General features: G+C 37.2%; 18 protein-coding genes, 1 tRNA gene and 1 pseudogene. 6 read left to right on the forward strand and 14 right to left on the reverse strand.

Annotated features, from left to right (window positions below; translation table 11 throughout):
- Nucleotides 1-94 precede the first annotated feature (94 nt).
- The 4 genes from QJV27_RS02930 to QJV27_RS02945 form a co-directional block, all read right to left on the reverse strand.
- Nucleotides 95-1324: a D-alanyl-D-alanine carboxypeptidase family protein gene (locus tag QJV27_RS02930; RefSeq protein ID WP_281447494.1), complete on the reverse strand. Its 1230-nt coding sequence runs from the start codon at nucleotides 1322-1324 to the stop codon at nucleotides 95-97.
- Nucleotides 1325-1332: 8 nt separating this feature from the next.
- Entirely contained in the window at nucleotides 1333-2217 is an 885-nt protein-coding gene (locus QJV27_RS02935) for a septal ring lytic transglycosylase RlpA family protein (RefSeq protein WP_281447495.1), read from the reverse strand.
- Nucleotides 2218-2298: 81 nt separating this feature from the next.
- Nucleotides 2299-3294: a lytic murein transglycosylase gene (locus QJV27_RS02940; RefSeq protein ID WP_281447496.1), complete on the reverse strand. Its 996-nt coding sequence runs from the start codon at nucleotides 3292-3294 to the stop codon at nucleotides 2299-2301.
- Nucleotides 3295-3427: 133 nt separating this feature from the next.
- Entirely contained in the window at nucleotides 3428-4039 is a 612-nt protein-coding gene (locus QJV27_RS02945) for a fumarylacetoacetate hydrolase family protein (protein WP_281447497.1), read from the reverse strand.
- A gap of 105 nt (nucleotides 4040-4144) precedes the next feature.
- Between QJV27_RS02945 and QJV27_RS02950 the strand changes: the two genes are divergently transcribed.
- Entirely contained in the window at nucleotides 4145-4684 is a 540-nt protein-coding gene (locus QJV27_RS02950) for a cytochrome b (protein WP_281447498.1), read from the forward strand.
- 84 nt (nucleotides 4685-4768) lie between these two features.
- On the opposite strand, the gene QJV27_RS02955 is transcribed toward QJV27_RS02950, so the two are convergent.
- The 3 genes and pseudogenes from QJV27_RS02955 to QJV27_RS02965 all read right to left on the reverse strand — a co-directional run bounded on the left by QJV27_RS02955 (nucleotide 4769) and on the right by QJV27_RS02965 (nucleotide 6652).
- On the reverse strand, nucleotides 4769-5788 hold the full coding sequence (locus QJV27_RS02955; RefSeq protein WP_281448957.1) for an HNH endonuclease family protein: 1020 nt from the start codon (nucleotides 5786-5788) through the stop codon (nucleotides 4769-4771).
- Nucleotides 5762-6349 (reverse strand): annotated as a pseudogene (locus QJV27_RS02960) (DUF262 domain-containing protein); the annotation flags it as partial. The pseudogene QJV27_RS02960 and the gene QJV27_RS02955, both read right to left, overlap by 27 nt.
- Before the next feature lie 228 nt (nucleotides 6350-6577).
- A tRNA-Val gene (locus tag QJV27_RS02965) sits at nucleotides 6578-6652 on the reverse strand.
- Between the two features lie 115 nt (nucleotides 6653-6767).
- Here QJV27_RS02965 and QJV27_RS02970 point away from each other — a divergent pair.
- Nucleotides 6768-7646 carry an N-formylglutamate amidohydrolase gene (locus QJV27_RS02970; RefSeq protein WP_281447499.1) on the forward strand — a complete coding sequence of 293 codons (879 nt, stop codon included), beginning with the start codon at nucleotides 6768-6770 and terminating at the stop codon, nucleotides 7644-7646.
- 4 nt (nucleotides 7647-7650) lie between these two features.
- On the opposite strand, the gene QJV27_RS02975 is transcribed toward QJV27_RS02970, so the two are convergent.
- The gene (locus QJV27_RS02975; RefSeq protein WP_281447500.1) at nucleotides 7651-8073 is read right to left on the reverse strand and encodes a CoA-binding protein; all 423 of its coding nucleotides are present in this window, start codon (nucleotides 8071-8073) and stop codon (nucleotides 7651-7653) included.
- Nucleotides 8074-8231: 158 nt separating this feature from the next.
- Between QJV27_RS02975 and htpG the strand changes: the two genes are divergently transcribed.
- Together htpG and pncA are read left to right on the forward strand one after the other, a co-directional pair.
- Nucleotides 8232-10073: a molecular chaperone HtpG gene (gene htpG, locus QJV27_RS02980; protein ID WP_281447501.1), complete on the forward strand. Its 1842-nt coding sequence runs from the start codon at nucleotides 8232-8234 to the stop codon at nucleotides 10071-10073.
- Nucleotides 10074-10080: 7 nt separating this feature from the next.
- The gene (gene pncA / locus QJV27_RS02985) at nucleotides 10081-10731 is read left to right on the forward strand and encodes a bifunctional nicotinamidase/pyrazinamidase (RefSeq protein WP_281447502.1); all 651 of its coding nucleotides are present in this window, start codon (nucleotides 10081-10083) and stop codon (nucleotides 10729-10731) included.
- Nucleotides 10732-10780: 49 nt separating this feature from the next.
- Here pncA and QJV27_RS02990 read toward each other — a convergent pair whose 3' ends face one another.
- Nucleotides 10781-11923, reverse strand: a complete 1143-nt coding sequence (locus tag QJV27_RS02990; RefSeq protein WP_281447503.1) for an MFS transporter — start codon at nucleotides 11921-11923, stop codon at nucleotides 10781-10783.
- 611 nt (nucleotides 11924-12534) lie between these two features.
- Between QJV27_RS02990 and QJV27_RS02995 the strand changes: the two genes are divergently transcribed.
- Nucleotides 12535-12720, forward strand: coding sequence for a hypothetical protein (locus QJV27_RS02995; protein WP_281447504.1), 186 nt, complete (start codon nucleotides 12535-12537; stop codon nucleotides 12718-12720).
- A 281-nt stretch (nucleotides 12721-13001) separates the two neighbouring features.
- Here the strand turns inward: QJV27_RS02995 and nadC are convergent, their stop codons facing one another.
- The 5 genes from nadC to panB form a co-directional block, all read right to left on the reverse strand.
- Nucleotides 13002-13841, reverse strand: a complete 840-nt coding sequence (gene nadC / locus QJV27_RS03000; protein WP_281447505.1) for a carboxylating nicotinate-nucleotide diphosphorylase — start codon at nucleotides 13839-13841, stop codon at nucleotides 13002-13004.
- A gap of 25 nt (nucleotides 13842-13866) precedes the next feature.
- The gene (locus QJV27_RS03005; protein WP_281447506.1) at nucleotides 13867-15381 is read right to left on the reverse strand and encodes an L-aspartate oxidase; all 1515 of its coding nucleotides are present in this window, start codon (nucleotides 15379-15381) and stop codon (nucleotides 13867-13869) included.
- On the reverse strand, nucleotides 15378-16346 hold the full coding sequence (gene nadA / locus QJV27_RS03010) for a quinolinate synthase NadA (RefSeq protein ID WP_281447507.1): 969 nt from the start codon (nucleotides 16344-16346) through the stop codon (nucleotides 15378-15380). The genes QJV27_RS03005 and nadA overlap by 4 nt, the downstream gene beginning before the upstream one ends.
- A 76-nt stretch (nucleotides 16347-16422) precedes the next feature.
- The gene (locus QJV27_RS03015; RefSeq protein WP_281447508.1) at nucleotides 16423-17316 is read right to left on the reverse strand and encodes an NUDIX hydrolase; all 894 of its coding nucleotides are present in this window, start codon (nucleotides 17314-17316) and stop codon (nucleotides 16423-16425) included.
- Between the two features lie 250 nt (nucleotides 17317-17566).
- Nucleotides 17567-18391 (reverse strand): 3-methyl-2-oxobutanoate hydroxymethyltransferase, encoded by an 825-nt coding sequence (panB, locus tag QJV27_RS03020; protein ID WP_281447509.1) that lies wholly within the window; start codon nucleotides 18389-18391, stop codon nucleotides 17567-17569.
- Nucleotides 18392-18574: 183 nt separating this feature from the next.
- Here panB and QJV27_RS03025 point away from each other — a divergent pair, with 183 nt between their 5' ends.
- Nucleotides 18575-19174 (forward strand): cysteine hydrolase, encoded by a 600-nt coding sequence (locus QJV27_RS03025; RefSeq protein ID WP_281447510.1) that lies wholly within the window; start codon nucleotides 18575-18577, stop codon nucleotides 19172-19174.
- The last annotated feature ends 48 nt before the right edge of the window (nucleotides 19175-19222 follow it).

Consider the following 19222-nt stretch of genomic DNA (forward strand, 5'->3'; position numbering starts at 1 on the left):
TGTCATATTATCATCATATCTTTCTTATAAATCTTTCTTACAATTTCAAAGAATGATATATAAATTCAATCTTTGAAATTGTTGAGGGTCAGCATTATTTACCAAATCGATAACCGACATTCTTAAATGCACGCGAGATGAACCCTGATTTTGCAACAGATTCGCCAGCGATAATAGGCACTTGGATAGCATTACCCCCGTTTTGAATCGATAACGAAGCTTGTACAGTTTGTCCCTTAACAACAGGCGCAGGAATAGGGGCATTATAATCCAAGGTAACCTGTATTTTGTTTTGCCATCCCATTGGTAATGTCATTACAAGATCTGCGCCAGCTACCAAAGGCACAGTCGGTGCAACCCCCATCCATACAGGTGCCGTTTCCACGACCTCTCCCTTATGGAACAATGTTACATTTTCGAACTGATTAAAAGCCCATTGTAATAACCGTTCACTTTCGTGGGCACGTACGTTCATAGAGCTCATCCCATTGGCCACCATAATGACACGACGGCCATTTCGCTCTGAACTGGCACATAGCCCATATCCCCCAGCAGAAGTATGCCCCGTTTTTAATCCGTCCGCCAGTCCTTTGTCGACTAATACGTTACGGTTACCCTGAGTAATCTTATTGAAAGTAAATTCTTTCTCAGAAAAAAAGTGATAATATTCTGGATAATCATGGATAAGATGATAGGCAACCAAAGCCACATCACGCGCAGACATTAAATGATTATCGTCAGGCCATCCCGTGCAATTCACAAAATGGGAATTACGCAATCCCATTTTAGGGGCAAGCTCGTTCATCATATTCGCAAATTGCTGTTCTGATCCTGCAATCGCCTCGGCTAGAACAATACACGCATCATTTCCGGATTGGATAATAACACCCTGGATTAAATCCTGAACAGAAACCTGACCATTCAAAGGCACAAACATTTTTGAACCCTGCATACGCCATGCTTTTTCACTGACAGGTAATAATTGATCCAACCTTAAACGACCACTGCGTAACATTCCAAAAACAATATAGCAGGTCATAATCTTGGTTAAAGAAGATGGGTGCATTGGTTGGTCAGCCAATTTATCCAATAACACCGTTCCGGTATTATAATCCATGACAAAGGCATATTGAGCAGACGTATCAAAAGGTCCGATTGGCGTCATTGCTGGGGGGCCATTTGATACAGCTGTTTGCGCAGCAGTTTGAGATGCTGCTTGACGGTGTGCTTTACGGCGCACAGCATCAGCAGATGAGAAAGGTAATACAGCCAAAGAGACAGCAAGGCCACTGGCACCAGCTAATAATGATCTACGAGTATGCACGCCCAATCCTATTCAACGATAATTTTGGCACCTTTAATGCCAGATTTTAACAAATAATCTAAATTCTGATCTGCCTGTTCCACAGTAGAATAAGGCCCAGAACGAACCCTAATCACACGTCTTCCACCAGTATAGGTATAAGCCAAATGCCCCCCCATTTTTGCAGCTAAGCGATCTGCATAAATCTTAGAGGTAAACGATCCACCATCAATCCATAACTGCCCCCCTGTCGCAACACCTTGGGTATAGACAGCAGGGAATTCGGGTAAAGACATAGGTGTTTTTATACCATTATCTTTTGGTTGTTCAAGAGAATGATTTTGTATAGAAGATGATCCATCTAAATTTTCAACCTTTATCGTGTCTAAGGGGGCCGTTTCAACCTGCATTTGCGTTTGTGGACCATTAGGCATTTCAAGAGCTATTTTTTGACTTTGAGCTTCGTCCTCGATAATTTCAACTTTTGCAGGGGATTGCACCGTAAATCCAAGCAATTCTGCAACTTTTGGTGTCACTTCCAATTCCCTAGGTGGGGCAGACGTCGTACGATCATTTAACCGAATAACGACTTCACGACCATTATCAAGATTACGCACCTTAACAATTGCAGGCAATTGTAACGTAGGGTGCGCACCTGTCATTAATTGAGGATTATAAATTTCACCATCAGCAGTTATCTTGCCAACTTTTTCTTTTGAAACAACCGCAATACCAGTCCCTTTATAGGCAAAATTTTCCTCTGGATACATCCAGCGTTCACCCAACTGGTAAGGTTGTCCAATTATATAATGAATTTCAGCCTTGTGTTCAGGCTGATGGTTATCTTTTGAGCAAGAAGCTAAGACTAGTGCTACAATTAAGAAACCACATCTTTTTAAAATATTGTTATTCATCAAGATATGCAGCCATTCATAAATTAATATACAATAATTTTAGCTTTACGCCTCTATTTAAAAAAATACAATTGACTTTGTTTAAGCAACTGCATCCCCTAATAATCCGACACCCAAAGCATAATAGTCCGAAGGATTGTAACGACGAATAACGTTAAAGTTATGATAAACCATAAATGCCCGTCCCCCAACACCATCAGGTCTGATGACTGCCCCAGAAACGGAACGATTAGAAAATTCAGTACCGTTTTTACGACGCACCCCTAATGCCTCCCATTGTCCAAGGGTTTTAACATTTTTACGACCGATCATACTTTGTGGTATATTCCCCTGAATAGTGATTTCTTGTCCCCAAGGTTCAGAGGCCTTCCACCCGCACTTTGCCAAATAATTTGCTATTGAAGCCAAAACGTCAGGAACATTCGTCCAAATGTTTCTTTGACCAGTTCCAGAGAAATCGACTGCATATCGTAAATAAGCGCTGGGCATAAATTGCGGTTGTCCCATCGCCCCTGCGTAACTTCCCAGCATTTGTTCTGGAGCTATATCTCTGTTATTAAGAATTTTTAGAGCGTTCATTAACTCTGATTTAAAAAATTTGGCTCGTCTACCTTCAAAGGCCAAAGTTGCCAATGAATCAATAACGTTAAATTTACCAGTATGTTTTCCATAAGCCGATTCAAGCCCCCAGATCCCTAAAACTATTCTTGGATCGACCTGATATTGTTTCCAAATCTTGGATAATGTTCCCTGTAAAGATCGATATGCGGCTTTACCCTGTTGAATCTTTGTAGGGGTAATTACTTTTTGAAAATATTGATCCCATGTCAATGTAAATTCTGGTTGTTTACGATCCAATTGAATGACTTTGGCATTAGGGGTAGAGAGACTAAGTAAAGCACGCTTCATAATAGAAGCATCCATACCTTGCTGAACTGCTTGTTGGTAAATTTGTTTTAAAAATCCTGAATATCCTGCAGAACTTTGAGCAACCGCTTGAGGCAGCAGGGAATCAGACAAAATCAAAGAGGTTGTAACCGCCCCTGCACCCATTAAAAACTGTCGACGCTCTAACATTCAAAATCCTTATCTGATAGTAACTTTATATAATAAATTACACCCTAACATTGATCATATAATCTTGCTATATCCAAACGGTTTTTTCTTACAACCCAGATATTTACCATTGCATATCATAAATGATATCGAGTTATATCGTAATCTTTAATTTTCCTATTTCCTTATTTTCCAAGAATAGTGTTATTTCATCACCACGATATAATTTCCCGACCCCCTTGGGAGTTCCTGTATAAATTAAATCATTTTTTTTCAAAGTAATAAAACGACTTAAATAAACGATGATCTGATCAATACTAAATATCATATCTTTGGTCGATCCGCGTTGACGTTCCTTGTTATTAATTGTCATATGAAACATTATATCTTTGGGCAAACTTGATTTTAAAACAAAGGGTGAGACGTAACAAGAATCCTTGAACCCTTTTGATAAAAACCAAGGCAGTTTCTTATCTTTTAATTTCGTTTGTAAATCCCTAGCAGTTAAATCTAATCCAACTGCAATTTCATCGTAATATGACGGTGCATCTTGTTGATCGATTTGAAAGCCATCTTTGTTAATTTTAACGACAATTTCCGTTTCAAAATGTATATCATCCGAAAAATTTGGCAATGTAGCCATCCCATCGGTGATCAAAGAAGAATTTGGTTTACTAAAAATAATGGGTTCTGCCTCGACATTATTTCCTAATTCTTTTGCATGTTCTGTATAATTTCTGCCCACACAATAGATATTATTGATCATTTCTCTCTCCCTTTTGTTTATTATGTTGGTGAATATTATTTGATTTTCTTAAGAAAGAAAATAATACATAATATTAATAATTTCTTGCATCTACAGGATATATTAATGAACCACTCATATACAAACACTGCCAAGATTTTACACTGGCTTATGGCGACTCTTTTTATTTTTGTGTGGTGCCTTGCATTTTACAGAGATCATTTTATTTTTTCACCTAATCAATCATCTTTGAAATTAAATTTGATTATGTTGCATAAAAATATTGCAACAACCATTCTCTTTCTTTTCTTTATTCGTTTATTTTGGCGATATACACATCCAGCACCAAAATTACCAAAAACAATGCCAAATATTATGAAAATATTAGCACATATAATGCACGTATTTCTATACATCGTCTTGTTATTGATGCCACTGACAGGCTGCTTATTAAGTTGGAGTGCTGGACGAACTGCCCCAGTATTGTATTTATTTGATATCCCCGCATTTATAAATAAAAATACACAACTCGCCTCAATTCTGAAACCTATTCATATTTATCTATCTTGGTTTGTTGGTTTAATGATTGTTGGACACATTTTGACCGCCCTAAAACATCATTTTATTGATAAAGATACTGTTATGAAATCTATGCTTTTTAAATAAAATTATTTATTAAAGGTCTGAAATTAAAGCAACAGTATCAGACTTTAGACCTTCATTGTTGCTTTAGAAATTGCAAAAAATTACTCACTTTTGCTTCTTTTGATAACTCTCGAAAAAATATTGTAATTTCTCGATCATTTTCTGCTCACGTAAAATAATAGATTCTTCATTCCAATCCATATTGTCTTGATAATTAGCTAAAAATTCTTTCGCCTCAATTACAATTGATTCTGCATACTTCTCTTTCTTTTTACCAAAATAATTATTACCACATTGTATATTAAGTTTTTTCTCCAAAACAATTTTATTACCTAAGGCCTCTAAATATTTTTGCGCATTTTCATAAGACCATCCGTTATAATTCGTATTTTGCCATTTTTTGGGGCAAATATGCTCAACTTCAATATTATCAGGCAAAAGCTCTTGCTTATCGGAATACATATAGGCATACAATAACAAGATGCCCTTTGTTAACTTACCAGAAGAGTTATTCTTAAAATGAATTTTTTCTGGAACAAGCTGATTAAAACTTTTAAAATTATTATGGTAAATTTCCACACATGCTTTGTAAATATCAGTTTTGATTGCAGAACTGGTTGGCGAAATTAAAAATTTCGCGTACAAAAAAGCTAAAAGCTCCTTTAAAAACAACGTAAATTTAGAGGAATTAAAATCTTTCTTATTGGCTGCATAATAAACACTAACAATATATCTCCAAAATTCATTGGGATACAATTTCAAACATTGCAACCACTTTGCACCATCTATATCCAAAAAAATATTATCATTACTATTAAGTAGTATATCTTGCCAAAATTTCGCAAGATCAATTAATTTATCAACCAAGGAAAAGGATAATATCTTGTTATTATTTTTATCAACAGCAGTATAGAAACGTCTCAGACCAATTTCTTTGTCGGTAATTTTTCTTTTAGCACGTTCGATATGAGTATAATATCTAAAAATATCATTCAGTGAAAAACCACCTAGTTCTGTAATTTCTATTAGATCTTTCCATTTTTTTACAAAATTGCTCTTTTCATGATCAGTAATCAAAGTTTTATAAATCTCTGACTTAAAAATATCTGCGTCGGATAAGGGCATCCCTCTATTATTTAAAGTCGAAAAAATTGTCAAAGCAGAATCAATATCTTCACACTCTATTGGTAATAAGATACATCTATTTGGAATTCTTAAACATAAATATTCCCAATCAGTAGGGTTATCTTTTGCATATTCACGACATTGTTCTAAAAAGTACATATAGTTTTTGTAATAGATTGATCTTTCTACGACTTCGTTAACTGGTTCAAAAAAACCTTTTTGCAAAAGCAAATGTAAAATATCGGCATCGTCATCGGCAGCAACTAAAGACCTTAACCTTATTCTTTCCTCAATAACTTCTCCAGTAAGATCGTTTAAATCCCAAATACAGGGTGCAATTTTGTTTTTAAGATTAACAACAATATTACTGCTACTCATGCTTTCTAAATGGCGATAAAAACTTCTTAACAGCAACAAAATTGAAGTTAACCTTTGTTGTCCGTCTATAATTTCTATACCATTATCCCTATTCTTACAGGTAACAATTGTTCCAAGAAAGTATTGGTTCTTACTATCTTTCCCCTCATTTGAATGAAACTCAATAATATCATTCCATAGGGTTGAGCATCTTTCATAATCCTATTGATAAGGACGCTGATAATCAGGTACGATAAATTGCGTATCCTTCATTGTCCCTAATAATTCAGCAATTGTCCTTCGACTAACCTGCAATTCGGTCATGTGACACCTAAACGTTTAATAAAACTGATAACTGTCACAAAATACTAAATATATTGATAATAAAATCAATATGATTTTGTATATTTTTATTTATTAGGAAATATAAGATGGTGGGTGTAACAGGGATTGAACCTGTGCCCCCTACCATGTCAAGGTAGTGCTCTCCCGCTGAGCTATACACCCATCTTAGTTGATAATTGTTAATAGCGAGGTTCTTTTAAAAGTGCAAGTAGTCAAATTAAAAAAAATACAATATTTATTAAATTAACCGAAATTATTTATGATTATTAGGTCAGGAATGTCACTGTTTAATTTATCCCTTTCTCTACCACCTGCACCTTTTATTTTGCACCAGCCCAATATTTCCAATTCTTATCCTATTTTAGTCAGCTCTCCACACTCTGGGGCCCATTATACCCAAGATTTACTGTCACTATGTCGATTACCATTATCGGAATTACGCAAAAGTGAAGATTGTTACGTTCATCAATTATTCAATCAAACAACAAAAGCTGGAGGCTCATTGTTACGAACTGACTTGCCTAGGATTTTTTGTGATTTGAATCGTGAAGCTTGGGAATTAGACCCAGATATGTATAAAGACCCCTTACCATCATGGTGCAATTCGCAAACTGCACAAGTAAAAAGAGGATTGGGTACTATTCATAAAATCGGCAGCAATCGTAAGGCCATCTATAAATATTATTTATCTTTTAAAAAAATTCAACAAAGAATACAAACATACTGGTTCCCATATCATCAGAAAATTCAAGATTTTATTTATTATTCTACTCAATCTCATCAAGGATGCATTATATTGGATGTTCATTCCATGCCTTCCCCCAATAAATATACCCCGTATTATGCCGATATTGTGTTAGGCGATGGTTTTTCCCAAACCTGTTCGCCTTTACTGATCAATAACAGCCAGCAATTTTTTGAAAATCAAGGACTAAAAACCTTAAAAAATATGCCTTATGCAGGTGGATATATTACCCGCCACTATGGTAATCCACGAAAAAATATTCATACAATGCAAATCGAAATTAACAAAAGTCTTTATATGAATGAAGAGACGCTTGAAACTCACTCTGGGTTTTCACCATTAATCACTATAATAAATCGATATTTACAATGGCTTTCAACGCAAATACATACTATTTTAGGTCGATGTTAAACTATTAATGCAATCCCAGCTCAATGACTGGACACCGATCCATAACGACATCAATATCGTGATTAATAGCTTTTGTCGCAGCTTGCTCATGCACAATCCCCAACTGCATCCACAAAATTCTTGGACGATTAGGTAAAGTTAAAACCTCATCTACAATATTTGGCACAGCCGTGGACTGACGAAAAATATCCACCATATCTATAGCAACGTTAATATCAGATAATCTGGCCACTGTTTTTTGCTGTAAAATCAACTCGCCTACACAGCCAGGATTTACGGGAATGACTTTGAACCCATAATTAAGTAACTCACCCATTACTTGATAGCTTGGACGATCAGGTTTTGCGGATGCACCTATCAAAGCAATGGTTTTTACCTGTGTCAAAGCACGAATGATATCGGCATTTTGAATAAGAATCTGTGCCATGTATTTTTAACCCATCAGATATTGGCGAATACTACTAATGTAATAAAAAATCCTTCTATAGGACTACAACAAAATTAAAAAATTAATTATAATCATACTTAACGAATAGTTTATATTCATAGTGATATTTTAACCTAGAATAATAGGATTTCCAATTTATGAGCACAGAGACACATCAAGAAGAACAGCATCAATTTAGTGCTGAAGTTGAACGCCTAATGGATTTGGTGGTACATGCACTTTATTCAGAAAGGGAAATATTTCTACGCGAATTAATTGCAAATTCCGCTGACGCTACAGACAGAAGACGGTTCGAAGCCCTAACCAACGAGGCTTGTGCCCTCCCTGCAACCCCTCAAATTCGTCTTACGATTGACAAAGAAGCACGCTTGTTAACCATCAGTGATGATGGACTGGGAATGACCAAAGATGAAATGATCCAAAACCTTGGAACCATTGCACGCTCTGGAACCCGTGCTTTTGAAAAACAATTAAAAGATACAAAACCAGAAGATCGTCCCAACCTTATCGGTCAATTTGGGGTTGGATTTTATTCTGCATTTATGGTTTCAGACAAAGTAGAGGTCATTTCACGCCGTGCAGGAACTGACGAAGCATGGATTTGGACATCAGAAGGTAAGGGTCAATATAGCATGATCCAAACCACACGCGACACTGCTGGCACAGATATTATTCTTCATATTAAAAGCGATGCTGATGAATATCTTGAAAGTATGCGACTAGAAAATATTATCCGCAAATGGGCAGATCACATCGCATGGCCAATTGTTATTAAACAAGATGACAAAGAAACAAACGCCAATACAGGGACAGCCATTTGGCGCAAACCACGCAGTGAAATTACTGACGAACAAATGGAAGAATTTTATCGTCACGTAACCCATTTATTTGATAAGCCTTTGGCAACGTTGTTATGGCATGCAGAAGGAGTTATTGAGTTTACAGCATTGCTCTTCCTGCCTGGTATGATTTCCCCATTCGAACCCGTCGATCAAGAAAGAAAGAGCAAGGTTCGCTTACATGTGCGCCGTATGTTTATCACCGATGAAGCAGAAATGCTGCCTGCATGGTTACGCTTTATCCAAGGGATCGTTGATACCGAAGATCTGCCCTTAAACGTATCACGTGAAATGTTGCAAAACACCCCCGTGTTGGCACGTATTCGCAAGGCATTAACCAATCGTGTCATTTCTGAATTACAAAAATTATCCGAAGACAAGGAAACATACGAAAAATTCTGGAATCTATTTGGCGCAATTTTCAAAGAAGGTCTTTGGGAAAATGGGGAACATACAGAAACCATTGCAAAATTATCCAGATTCTATTCTTCTACACAAGAAGGGTTCACAACCCTATCTGATTACGTATCCCGTATGAAAGAAGATCAGAAAGCTATCTATTATCTAGCAGGGGACTCAAAAGAAATCTTAACATCTTCTCCTCAATTGGAAGGTTTTAAAGCCCAAGGAATAGAGGTATTATTATTCACTGATGCAGTAGATGCATTTTGGCCCGATCGTGTTGGTAAATTCAACGATAAACCTTTGCGCAGCATAACCCGAGCCAAGGAAGACCTTGAAAAGTTAATGGGGGAAACTCAACATACCAATAGTGAAGAGGAAGAAAATCTTTTAAAATCTTTACAAGAAATTTTAAAAGACAAAATCGTCGAAGCACGTACTACCCAACGTTTGGTTGATAGCCCAGTGATCCTTGCTGCATCAGAAAACGGCCCAGACTTGCAAATGCAACGTTTAATGCGCCGTAATGATAAAAGCATGCCCTCTACTCCTCCTATCTTAGAGGTTAATATAAAACATCCTTGGATTAAGTCTTTAATCTCTAAGGTTAAAGCAGGCACCAATATCGATGATGAAGCCGCTATTTTACTAGATCTTGCCCGCGTGCAAGATGGTGAAATGCCCCTTGATCCAACCCTTTTTGCCCGTCGTATTGCGACCGCATTAACAAACGAATAGAAGAATTATGACGAAATTGCACATCAATCAACAAACCGATATTTTGGCTGTCATTGATGTGCAAAATGACTTTTTACCGGGTGGGCTTTTGGGCGTTGAAAATGGGGATCAAATTATTCCTGTGATTAACAATTTACTTTCCTCAAAATTTCATCGAGCTTTTGCAACACAAGATTGGCATCCACAAGATCATATCTCTTTTAAGTGTAATCATCCCAATCACAGCAACAATAAAATTATTTTACCTTATGGCAAACAACGATTATGGCCCACCCATGCTGTTCAAAATACAAACGGGGCAGCCCTTGCCCCATCTTTGCATCAACAATATTTTCAATTGATTATCCGTAAGGGCATGCACAAAAATATCGATAGCTATTCTGCCTTCTATGAAAACGACAAAAAAACATCAACAGGACTTATGGGGTGGCTGCAGAATCTGGGAATAACACGCATTTTTCTTACGGGCCTTGCCGAGGACGTTTGCGTTGCCTATTCTGCCAAAGATGCTATTAAAGCAGGATTGAAAACTTTTATTATAAGTGATGCAACCAAACCTGTTGCATCAGAGTGTGAACAAACCCTAAACAACGACTTTCGAAGAGATTTGGTTTCTTTCGGGGCAACTTACCTTAACAGCCATCAATTACTATATTAATTTATTATACATTACTTAATACTAGCTGTTTATAAATAACTCTAATAATCTAGCTCATATTTATTCTTTTACGTAAAACGAACGTCAAACATAGAACTACAAGCAATAATGTAGCTATCATTACAAAAGCAGACGGCAATGAACTGAGATGAGCAATAAATCCAACGATTGCTGGTCCAGCTAAAACACCAATATAACCAAGCGTTGTGACTGCAGGTACGGCAACCATCTGAGGCATTGATTGCTGCCGTCCTATTTGGTTAAACATTACAGGGACAATATTGGCACACCCACCACCAATTAAAAAATATCCAATCAAAAGCACAGATAACGCATGTCCAGTAATAACAAAATAAAATCCTACTAGAGCCATCATTGTCCCCAAAATTACAACATGAAAAGCCCCGAACCGATTAATGATAAAATCCCCCGTTAACCGTCCAATGGTCATTGCAACTGCAAATACAGTAAATCCTAATCCCCCCAATGCGTCATCAATCTTTTTGGCATCAACCAAATAAACAGCACTCCAATCAAGAACAGTACCTTCAACCAAAAAAACAACAAAACATATAATACCTAATATCAGCACTGTTCCCTTTGGAATGGCAAATGCTGGACCTTCTACTGGATTGGCATAAGGCAATAAATGTGAAAAACTGCTGATAAAGAGAAAGGTAATCAACATTAAAATTATAAAAGTGGAAGGAATAACATTTATTCCCAAAGCAAGCATTCCAGTCATTAAACCAGCACCAACTATTCCACCAACACTATACATCCCATGAAACCCTGACATCAATGCCTTGCCAGCTTTCTTTTCAACCAATATGGCCTGAATATTCATGGCACAATCCGTCATACCTACCCCCACCCCGAAAATAAGCAAAACCACCGCCAAAAGAATAACATGCGAAATAAAGGATAAAAAAGGTGCGGAAATTAACATAATAATAAATGAGGCGATAATCAGTCTTCTACATCCATAACGTGATGACAATGGTCCAGCCAAAGGCATCGCAATAATAGCCCCGATACCCAATGATAATAATAAAAACCCTAATACAGCATCGTCAATACCAGTATTCACTTTTGCAAAAGGTACTATCACAGCCCAAGTTGCTGTTATTAACCCTGTAATAAAAAACACAATACGGGTTGCTAACTGATCATTCATATAACGGTGTATCATTAAAATTGTCTTTTCATATTACGAATGTGCATTATTCCTAATACATCATTAGATTTGCCACAACAATATTAACACTTGGCAACTTCACCTTTTATAGGTTCAAAAAAATCATAATATCAGCACGCTATTTCCTTAAACTACTCTTAACGTATTACTAAAAATAATGTCATGCCAATTGATGATTATGTCATAAAACTAGTAAAGATTTCATAATCTACAGTCCTGAATTGACTCATTTCTTTACCAAAATATAACAAAAAAGACTAACTGTTACTAAAACTCCTATTTAGGAATAGAGTATGTGAATGATAACTTCCAGTTCATATTCTATTTCTTATCTCACACGCCCCCCCAGGTATTATACGGTTCACGAATAAAAAAACGATTATAGAAATAATTGAAATTGCAGGAAACGCAGCCTTTATACAGATTAATATTCTTCGATTTATAACTAGCAAAAAATGGTGGGGGTATGGTGATTATATCGAATGTAATTTTTATTACAGAAATGCTGACATTGTATTTACGTCCAGAAATATAAGTCTTGGTTTTGATTTGTTAAAAGAGTTTCATAATAAGTTAAAAAGCTTATTAAAAAATGGAGATTGTGGTTGCTTTTGAGTCCTCGTGATGATGATATTGCTTTGGATTTTACTACAAATAAAAATGGTTTAGGTTACGTCATTGATTTTAAATTTATCTATTATTATGGTAGAAACTTGACCTATGAAGGAGATATGCTGGTGTCTGAAGAATCTTTGCAGAAATTTACTCAAGAAATAGAGTTTTTACTGTAATGTCTCATTAATAATATTTAATACAATATTTGAACGTAATGAAGACAGCTGATAATCATAAGAACGACTTTTTTATATAGTGCCCTTCATAAACGATTCATATTTTTGGGATCAAAGAGTAAGGCATTGAATGGCTTTATATCAATATTTCATTCAATGATTTATCGACCAGCTTTGTTCTTCTGATCCCACTAACAATGTCTTGATCAAACATAATCCAAGGTTATATAATAAACTTGCAAACACGCGTTACGAAGTTTGCGAATACATAATTCAATTTTTTATATAAAATCTAAACCAATATCTAAAATAGATGCACTATGGGTAATCCATCCCACTGAAATCATATCAACCCCACTGGCTGCAATAGCTGGGGCAGTTTGAGGGGTAATCCTACCAGAGGCTTCAGTAATGGCTTGACCATTAACCATTGAAACAGCCTTGCGCAATGTATCAGGAGACATATTGTCCAACAACACAACATCAACCCCTACAGACAAAGCCTCTTGTAATTGTTCCAACGTATCGACTTCAATTTCGATTTTAACCATATGTCCAGCATAACTTTTAGCATCCATCAAGGCTTTGCTTACACTGCCCGCAATTGCAATATGATTATCTTTAATTAAAATACCATCATAAAGTGCAAAACGATGATTTCTACCCCCACCGCATTTAACGGCATATTTTTCCATAACTCTCAACCCTGGGGTTGTTTTACGAGTGCATACGACTTGGGCTTTGGTTTCTTTGATTGACGTTACGATCTGATGGGTAACAGAGGCAATACCTGACAAATGGCTAATAAAATTTAATGCAGTGCGCTCGCCCGTTAATAAGGAACGTGAGGGCCCTTTAACCGTTGCAATTACCGTTCCTGGGAATAAGATATCCCCATCTTGTTTGTGCTTTTCAAATATAATAGAATTATCTACCAGTTCAAAAGACAAAGCTGCGACATCAATTCCGGCCAATACACCACTTTCTCGGGATATCATAGCAACAGTTGACTGATGTTCAACAGGAATAACAGCTTGACTGGTAATGTCCCCTGCTAATCCTAAATCTTCTGTTAGTGCGTTACGAATGATAGGTTCAATTAACAAACGAGGAAGAGACATGGTAAACCTCTTTTCTTCATAAAAATTAAATAAATTGCTGGGCAATCGATAAACATTGTTGATAAGTTGCAAAGGAACGCTGGGATTTGGGCAAGGTTTCAGGATAATCTGTCCGAAAATGAGAACCAATTGATTCCTTGCGCAAAAAGGCACTGACCGAAATCATCAATGCAACTTGGGCTGGATAATGGTGATTTTTTGAACATTGAATGATCCTTAATAACTTTTGAACGGCTTTAATTAATCCGTCCTCATAACGAATAATTCCTAACAAGTTATTCATAACGCCTTGCACTGGTGATAAATCAAAAACAAAGGGGCTGATATTCTTTACCACTCTATCCTCTTTAATGTTTTTATCCCCCTGCGCCAATATAGAACGTGCAACGCGTATACCCATCACGGTTGCCTCTAACAAAGAATTACTAGCCAATCGGTTGGCACCATGTAATCCCGTCGCAGCGCACTCTCCCACCGCCCATAAACCTGTTACAGAAGTTTGCCCATCGCTATTTGTAGCCACACCCCCCATATGAAAATGTTCAACAGGTTTTACAGGGATTAAATCCTGTGCTGGGTTGATCCCTGCTTCTTTACATAAAGCATCAATTGAAGGAAAACGATCTTTAAAATGATCTCCTAAAGCTTTCGTTGCGTCTAGGTAGACACGCCCACCACGTTGGATTTCGCGGGTGATTGCACGTGCAATCACATCTCTGGGGGCTAATTCTTGCCCTTTATAATCTTTTAAAAAACGCTCTTGCTTTTCATTAAGCAATATAGCGCCTTCCCCCCTCACAGCTTCACTAATCAATGCTTCTGGAAATCGGGGGGTATCTAAAGCAGTGGGATGAAATTGAACAAACTCTAAATCGGCCAGCGTTGCTCCTGCATTTGCTGCCAACGCAATTCCTTGTCCAAAGTTACTTAACGGATTTGTACTATCCCCATATAATCCCCCAATACCTCCTGTTGCTAAAACAACGTGGGATGCTGAAATCTTAATCGGTTGGTCACCATGCTGAACGCAAACCCCTGATACTTCGCCGTCAACCAATATAAGCTGCGTAACCAAAGAATCAGACATAACCGTAATGTGAGAAGCTTTTAATACAGCATCACATAACGCATGAATGATCCCTTTTCCTGTAGCGTCGCCGTTTATGTGAAAAATACGACGATGACTATGTGCACCCTCTAACCCTAAAGTTGGATTACCTTGCCCATCGTGGTCAAAAATAACACCATATTGTTGCAATAAGCTTATCGCGTCCCCACCCATAGATAAAATATCATGCACCACTTTGGGATCACACAATCCCGCGCCAGCTGCCATTGTATCTTGCTCGTGATTATCACAACTATCATCACCCCAACAAGCTGCAGCAATCCCGCCTTGTGCCAAAGCACTGGACGTGTGTTGACCCAGTTTACCTTGGGTAATCAGTATCACAGAATTAGGGGCACATTGCAGAGCCGTAATCATCCCCGCTAGGCCGCTGCCAACTACAACAATTTGGGTTTTTAAGGAAGTAATCATATTTCCAACATCCGTTTAATTGACAAACGCGCAGGTTCAGCAATCGACGGGTCCACGTTGACTTCATATCGGTTGTTTTCTAATGCATCTAGAATATTATCAATTGTAATACGTTGCATATGTGGACATAAATTACACAAACGAATAAAATTAATATCAGGATGATTGATTGCTAGGTTGTCACTCATTGAACACTCAGTTAATAAAATAACATTTTGTGCTCTTTTCTGATCCATAAAATCTGACATTTCTGCTGTTGATCCTGAAAAATCAGCAGCGGCCGTTACTTCGGGTGGACATTCTGGATGGGCAAGAATTGCGGCATTTGGATGATCTTGACGCATTTGTTCAACATCCTCTGGGGCGATTAACTCATGAACTTGACAATGCCCTTTCCATGTTAAAATTTCTACATTCGTTTGCTGTGCAATATTTTGTGCCAAATATTCATCTGGAATCATAATAACGCGCGGAACACCCAAGGCCTCTACAACTTTTTTAGCATTTCCTGACGTACAGCAAATATCTGACACAGCCTTAACCGCAGCTGAGGTATTCACATAAGTAATGACAGGCACGCCAGGATATTTATTTCGCAATGTTAAAACATCTTGAGGAGTAATAGATTCAGCCAGCGAACATCCTGCCTCTGTATCAGGAATAAGAACTGTTTTATTGGGATTTAATAATTTTGCAGTTTCAGCCATAAAATGCACGCCCGCCATCACGATTACGTCTGCATCGACTTTTTCAGCCTCTCTAGCCAGGGCAAGGCTGTCACCAACAATATCAGAAACTGTATGAAAGATTTTAGGCATTTGATAATTGTGGACTAAAATTACCGCATTTCTTTCTTGTTTTAATTGATTAATGCGTTGAATTTTTCGTGTCAAACTCATCCGCTCAGAACGAGGGACGATCTTTTCAATTTTATCTGTTAACAACTGAGCTTGATTAGCATGCATATTTGCCTCCATTTATACTCATGTTGAGTATATTCAATATGCAGCTTAATCTCGATTTGAGATTAAGTCAATTCACTTAATTGCGTGATAGCGGTAATTTCGATCCTGATAATGCCCTTGCATCCAATATAGAACGACGATATCGAAACAGTTTTGCCGGCCTGCCCCCCGTTTCACTTTCGCTTTCCCCTGTTTCTTCGATTAATCCTTGTTGTTCAATCATACGGCGAAAATTAGGTTTATGCAGAGGTTGCCCAATGATTGCCTCAACATTTTTTTGTAAATGTAACAAGGTAAAACATTGTGGCATTAATTCAAAAACAACGGCTTTGTACTTGATTTTAGCCCGTAATCGCGCAATAGCTGTGGCTAAAATACGTCGATGGTCTGCATACATTGCTAAACCCAATGTTGAAGAATTTCCTGTTTCTTGTAACAAACCAGCTTCGTACAACAGTTCATAACGTTGCAAGATTAGATCTTCATCCCATCCATTTTCATCTAACCCAAACAAAAAAGCGATACGACGCTCACGTTTCGAACGTTGAACACGGTCTTGAACTGACCATTCTTGTAATGCACGAATAATATCGTCAAAAGAGTCTGGTTTCCCATTTCGCCAGTCCTCCCACGGGAAATGTTGATACCATTTATGCCAAACAAGATCATCCACAGCCGAATGTTGTTGACGTACCAATCCCAAATAACTGATAGAAATCGTTCGAACATCGGGCCGGTTAGGAATACGATCACGGTCAGCAAATGTGTATAATTGTTCCAAAAATCCAACTGGATGGCGAGTTTGTTTATGAATCCAATCACGTAAACCAGATTGTAAACTGGGATGGCTTAGCTCAAACGGACCAGAAGGTAACATCATGCCATGACGTATCGTCATGACACAGGGCTGATAATCAATTACTGCTACTAATACGGCGATTAATTCAGTTTGGGTTAATCCTACTGGCATCCTATTTTTTGATCTTTTCTCTACTTTGTACAATATGATATTATGATATAAACTTAATTATAATAGATGAAAAGCCATAATAAAGATTATCCGTAACTATAACCTATATCTCTGCTATATTGCTTCATATCTACTGGTAATACCAAACGAAAGCTTTTCTTAATAATAATTCAGAAGCAATATTTCTATAAAAAAGAATTACGATTATAATCATACACTTATATCTGATAATAATCGTAATTATTATGCCTTAGGATTTTTTAGGTTGGAAACAATATTCCATACTTGGGAAGCTTCTAGATCTTACCTCTGATGCATATTGTTTAACTGCTTCTTCCATTATTTGGCCAACTTGTGCATAACGTTTAACAAATTTTGGCTTAAATCCCTGAAAAACACCAAAAATATCATCACAAACCAAAACTTGACCATCACATGTTGGGGATGCCCCTATGCCAATGGTCGGAATAGAGAGTTGCTGTGTAATTGTTTGTGCGACAGGTTCAATAATTCCTTCTAAAACGATGGCAAAAGCCCCTGCATTGGCAATGGCATGGCTGTCTTGAATAACCTTTTGTATTTGGATGTCATTTTTACCAGCAACTTTAAAACCACCCATCATTTGTACAGCTTGAGGCATTAAACCAACGTGACCACATACGGGTATCCCCCTCTTGGTAAGAAATTCGACTGTTTCAGCCATTTCCTCACCTCCCTCTAGTTTAACAGCCGCCGCCCCTGTTTCTTGCAATATACGGGCGGCCGTACGAAACGCTTGCTGTGGACTTTCATGATAAGAGGCAAATGGTAAATCTACCATAACACAGGCTCTTTTTGTACCACGCATAACTGCCTGACCATGAGCAATCATCATTTCAGTTGTAACGGATAAAGTGGTCGGTAATCCGTAAATTACCATCCCAAGGGAATCCCCAACCAAAACCAAATCGACATAGGAATCCATTAATTGTGCCACTGGTGTTGTATATGCTGTCAAAGATACAACAGGATCTTTCCCTTTTTTCGCCATAATATCTGGAACTGTTAATCTTTTTACCGTATCATTATTATCCATAAAACAATCTTTTCACTTTAATCTTATTATAATTCTCTTAATAATTAGGAATTATCCTTATTAAGCCTCTTATCAACTTGATCTACAAGAACAATATTTTTTCTTCATTCTTTTAATACAATAATATACTTTTAACATTAAAGTTAACGTCTTTATCTCAACTTATAAACAGAGTAATTTAATATGATATCTTCCCAAACAGCATTAATCTTAATCGAATTTCAACATGATTTTACTTCGAAGGGGGGTGCCCTGCACGAAGGGGTACAATCATGTATGCAACAAACAAATATGTTGGCCAATTCCAAAGAAGCCCTGCAACAAGCCCGTCAAAAAGGGGTTCATATTATTTATTCACCTATTACGTTTTCTGAAGATTACCGTGAAATCAGAAAACCAACTTATGGTGTCTTACAAAATGTTGTTAATAATAAAGCTTTTCGCCAAGGTAGCTGGGGGGCTGAAATCGTTGATGATGTCAAACCAGAACCTAATGATATTATTATTGAAGGTAAACGAGGGTTAGATGCTTTTTACAGCACCAATTTGGATTTTATTTTACGTCAATTAAATATTAAACATACCGTAATTTGTGGCTTTTTAACCAATTGCTGCGTTGAATCTACAGTCAGAACTGCATACGAAAAAGGATACGATGTTACAACACTGAATACATGTTGTGCTACAATAGATATGACTGCCCATCGTACTGCCCTAACCCATGATTTACCCTTGTTTTCGCATGTAGTTTCACATCAAGAATGGTTAAAAACATTGGAATAATTATAAGGGACTAAGGAAAACTTGGAAACATTTCCTTAACCCTTTCTA

It is taken from the genome of Commensalibacter oyaizuii (assembly GCF_029953265.1).
Classification (GTDB): domain Bacteria; phylum Pseudomonadota; class Alphaproteobacteria; order Acetobacterales; family Acetobacteraceae; genus Commensalibacter; species Commensalibacter oyaizuii.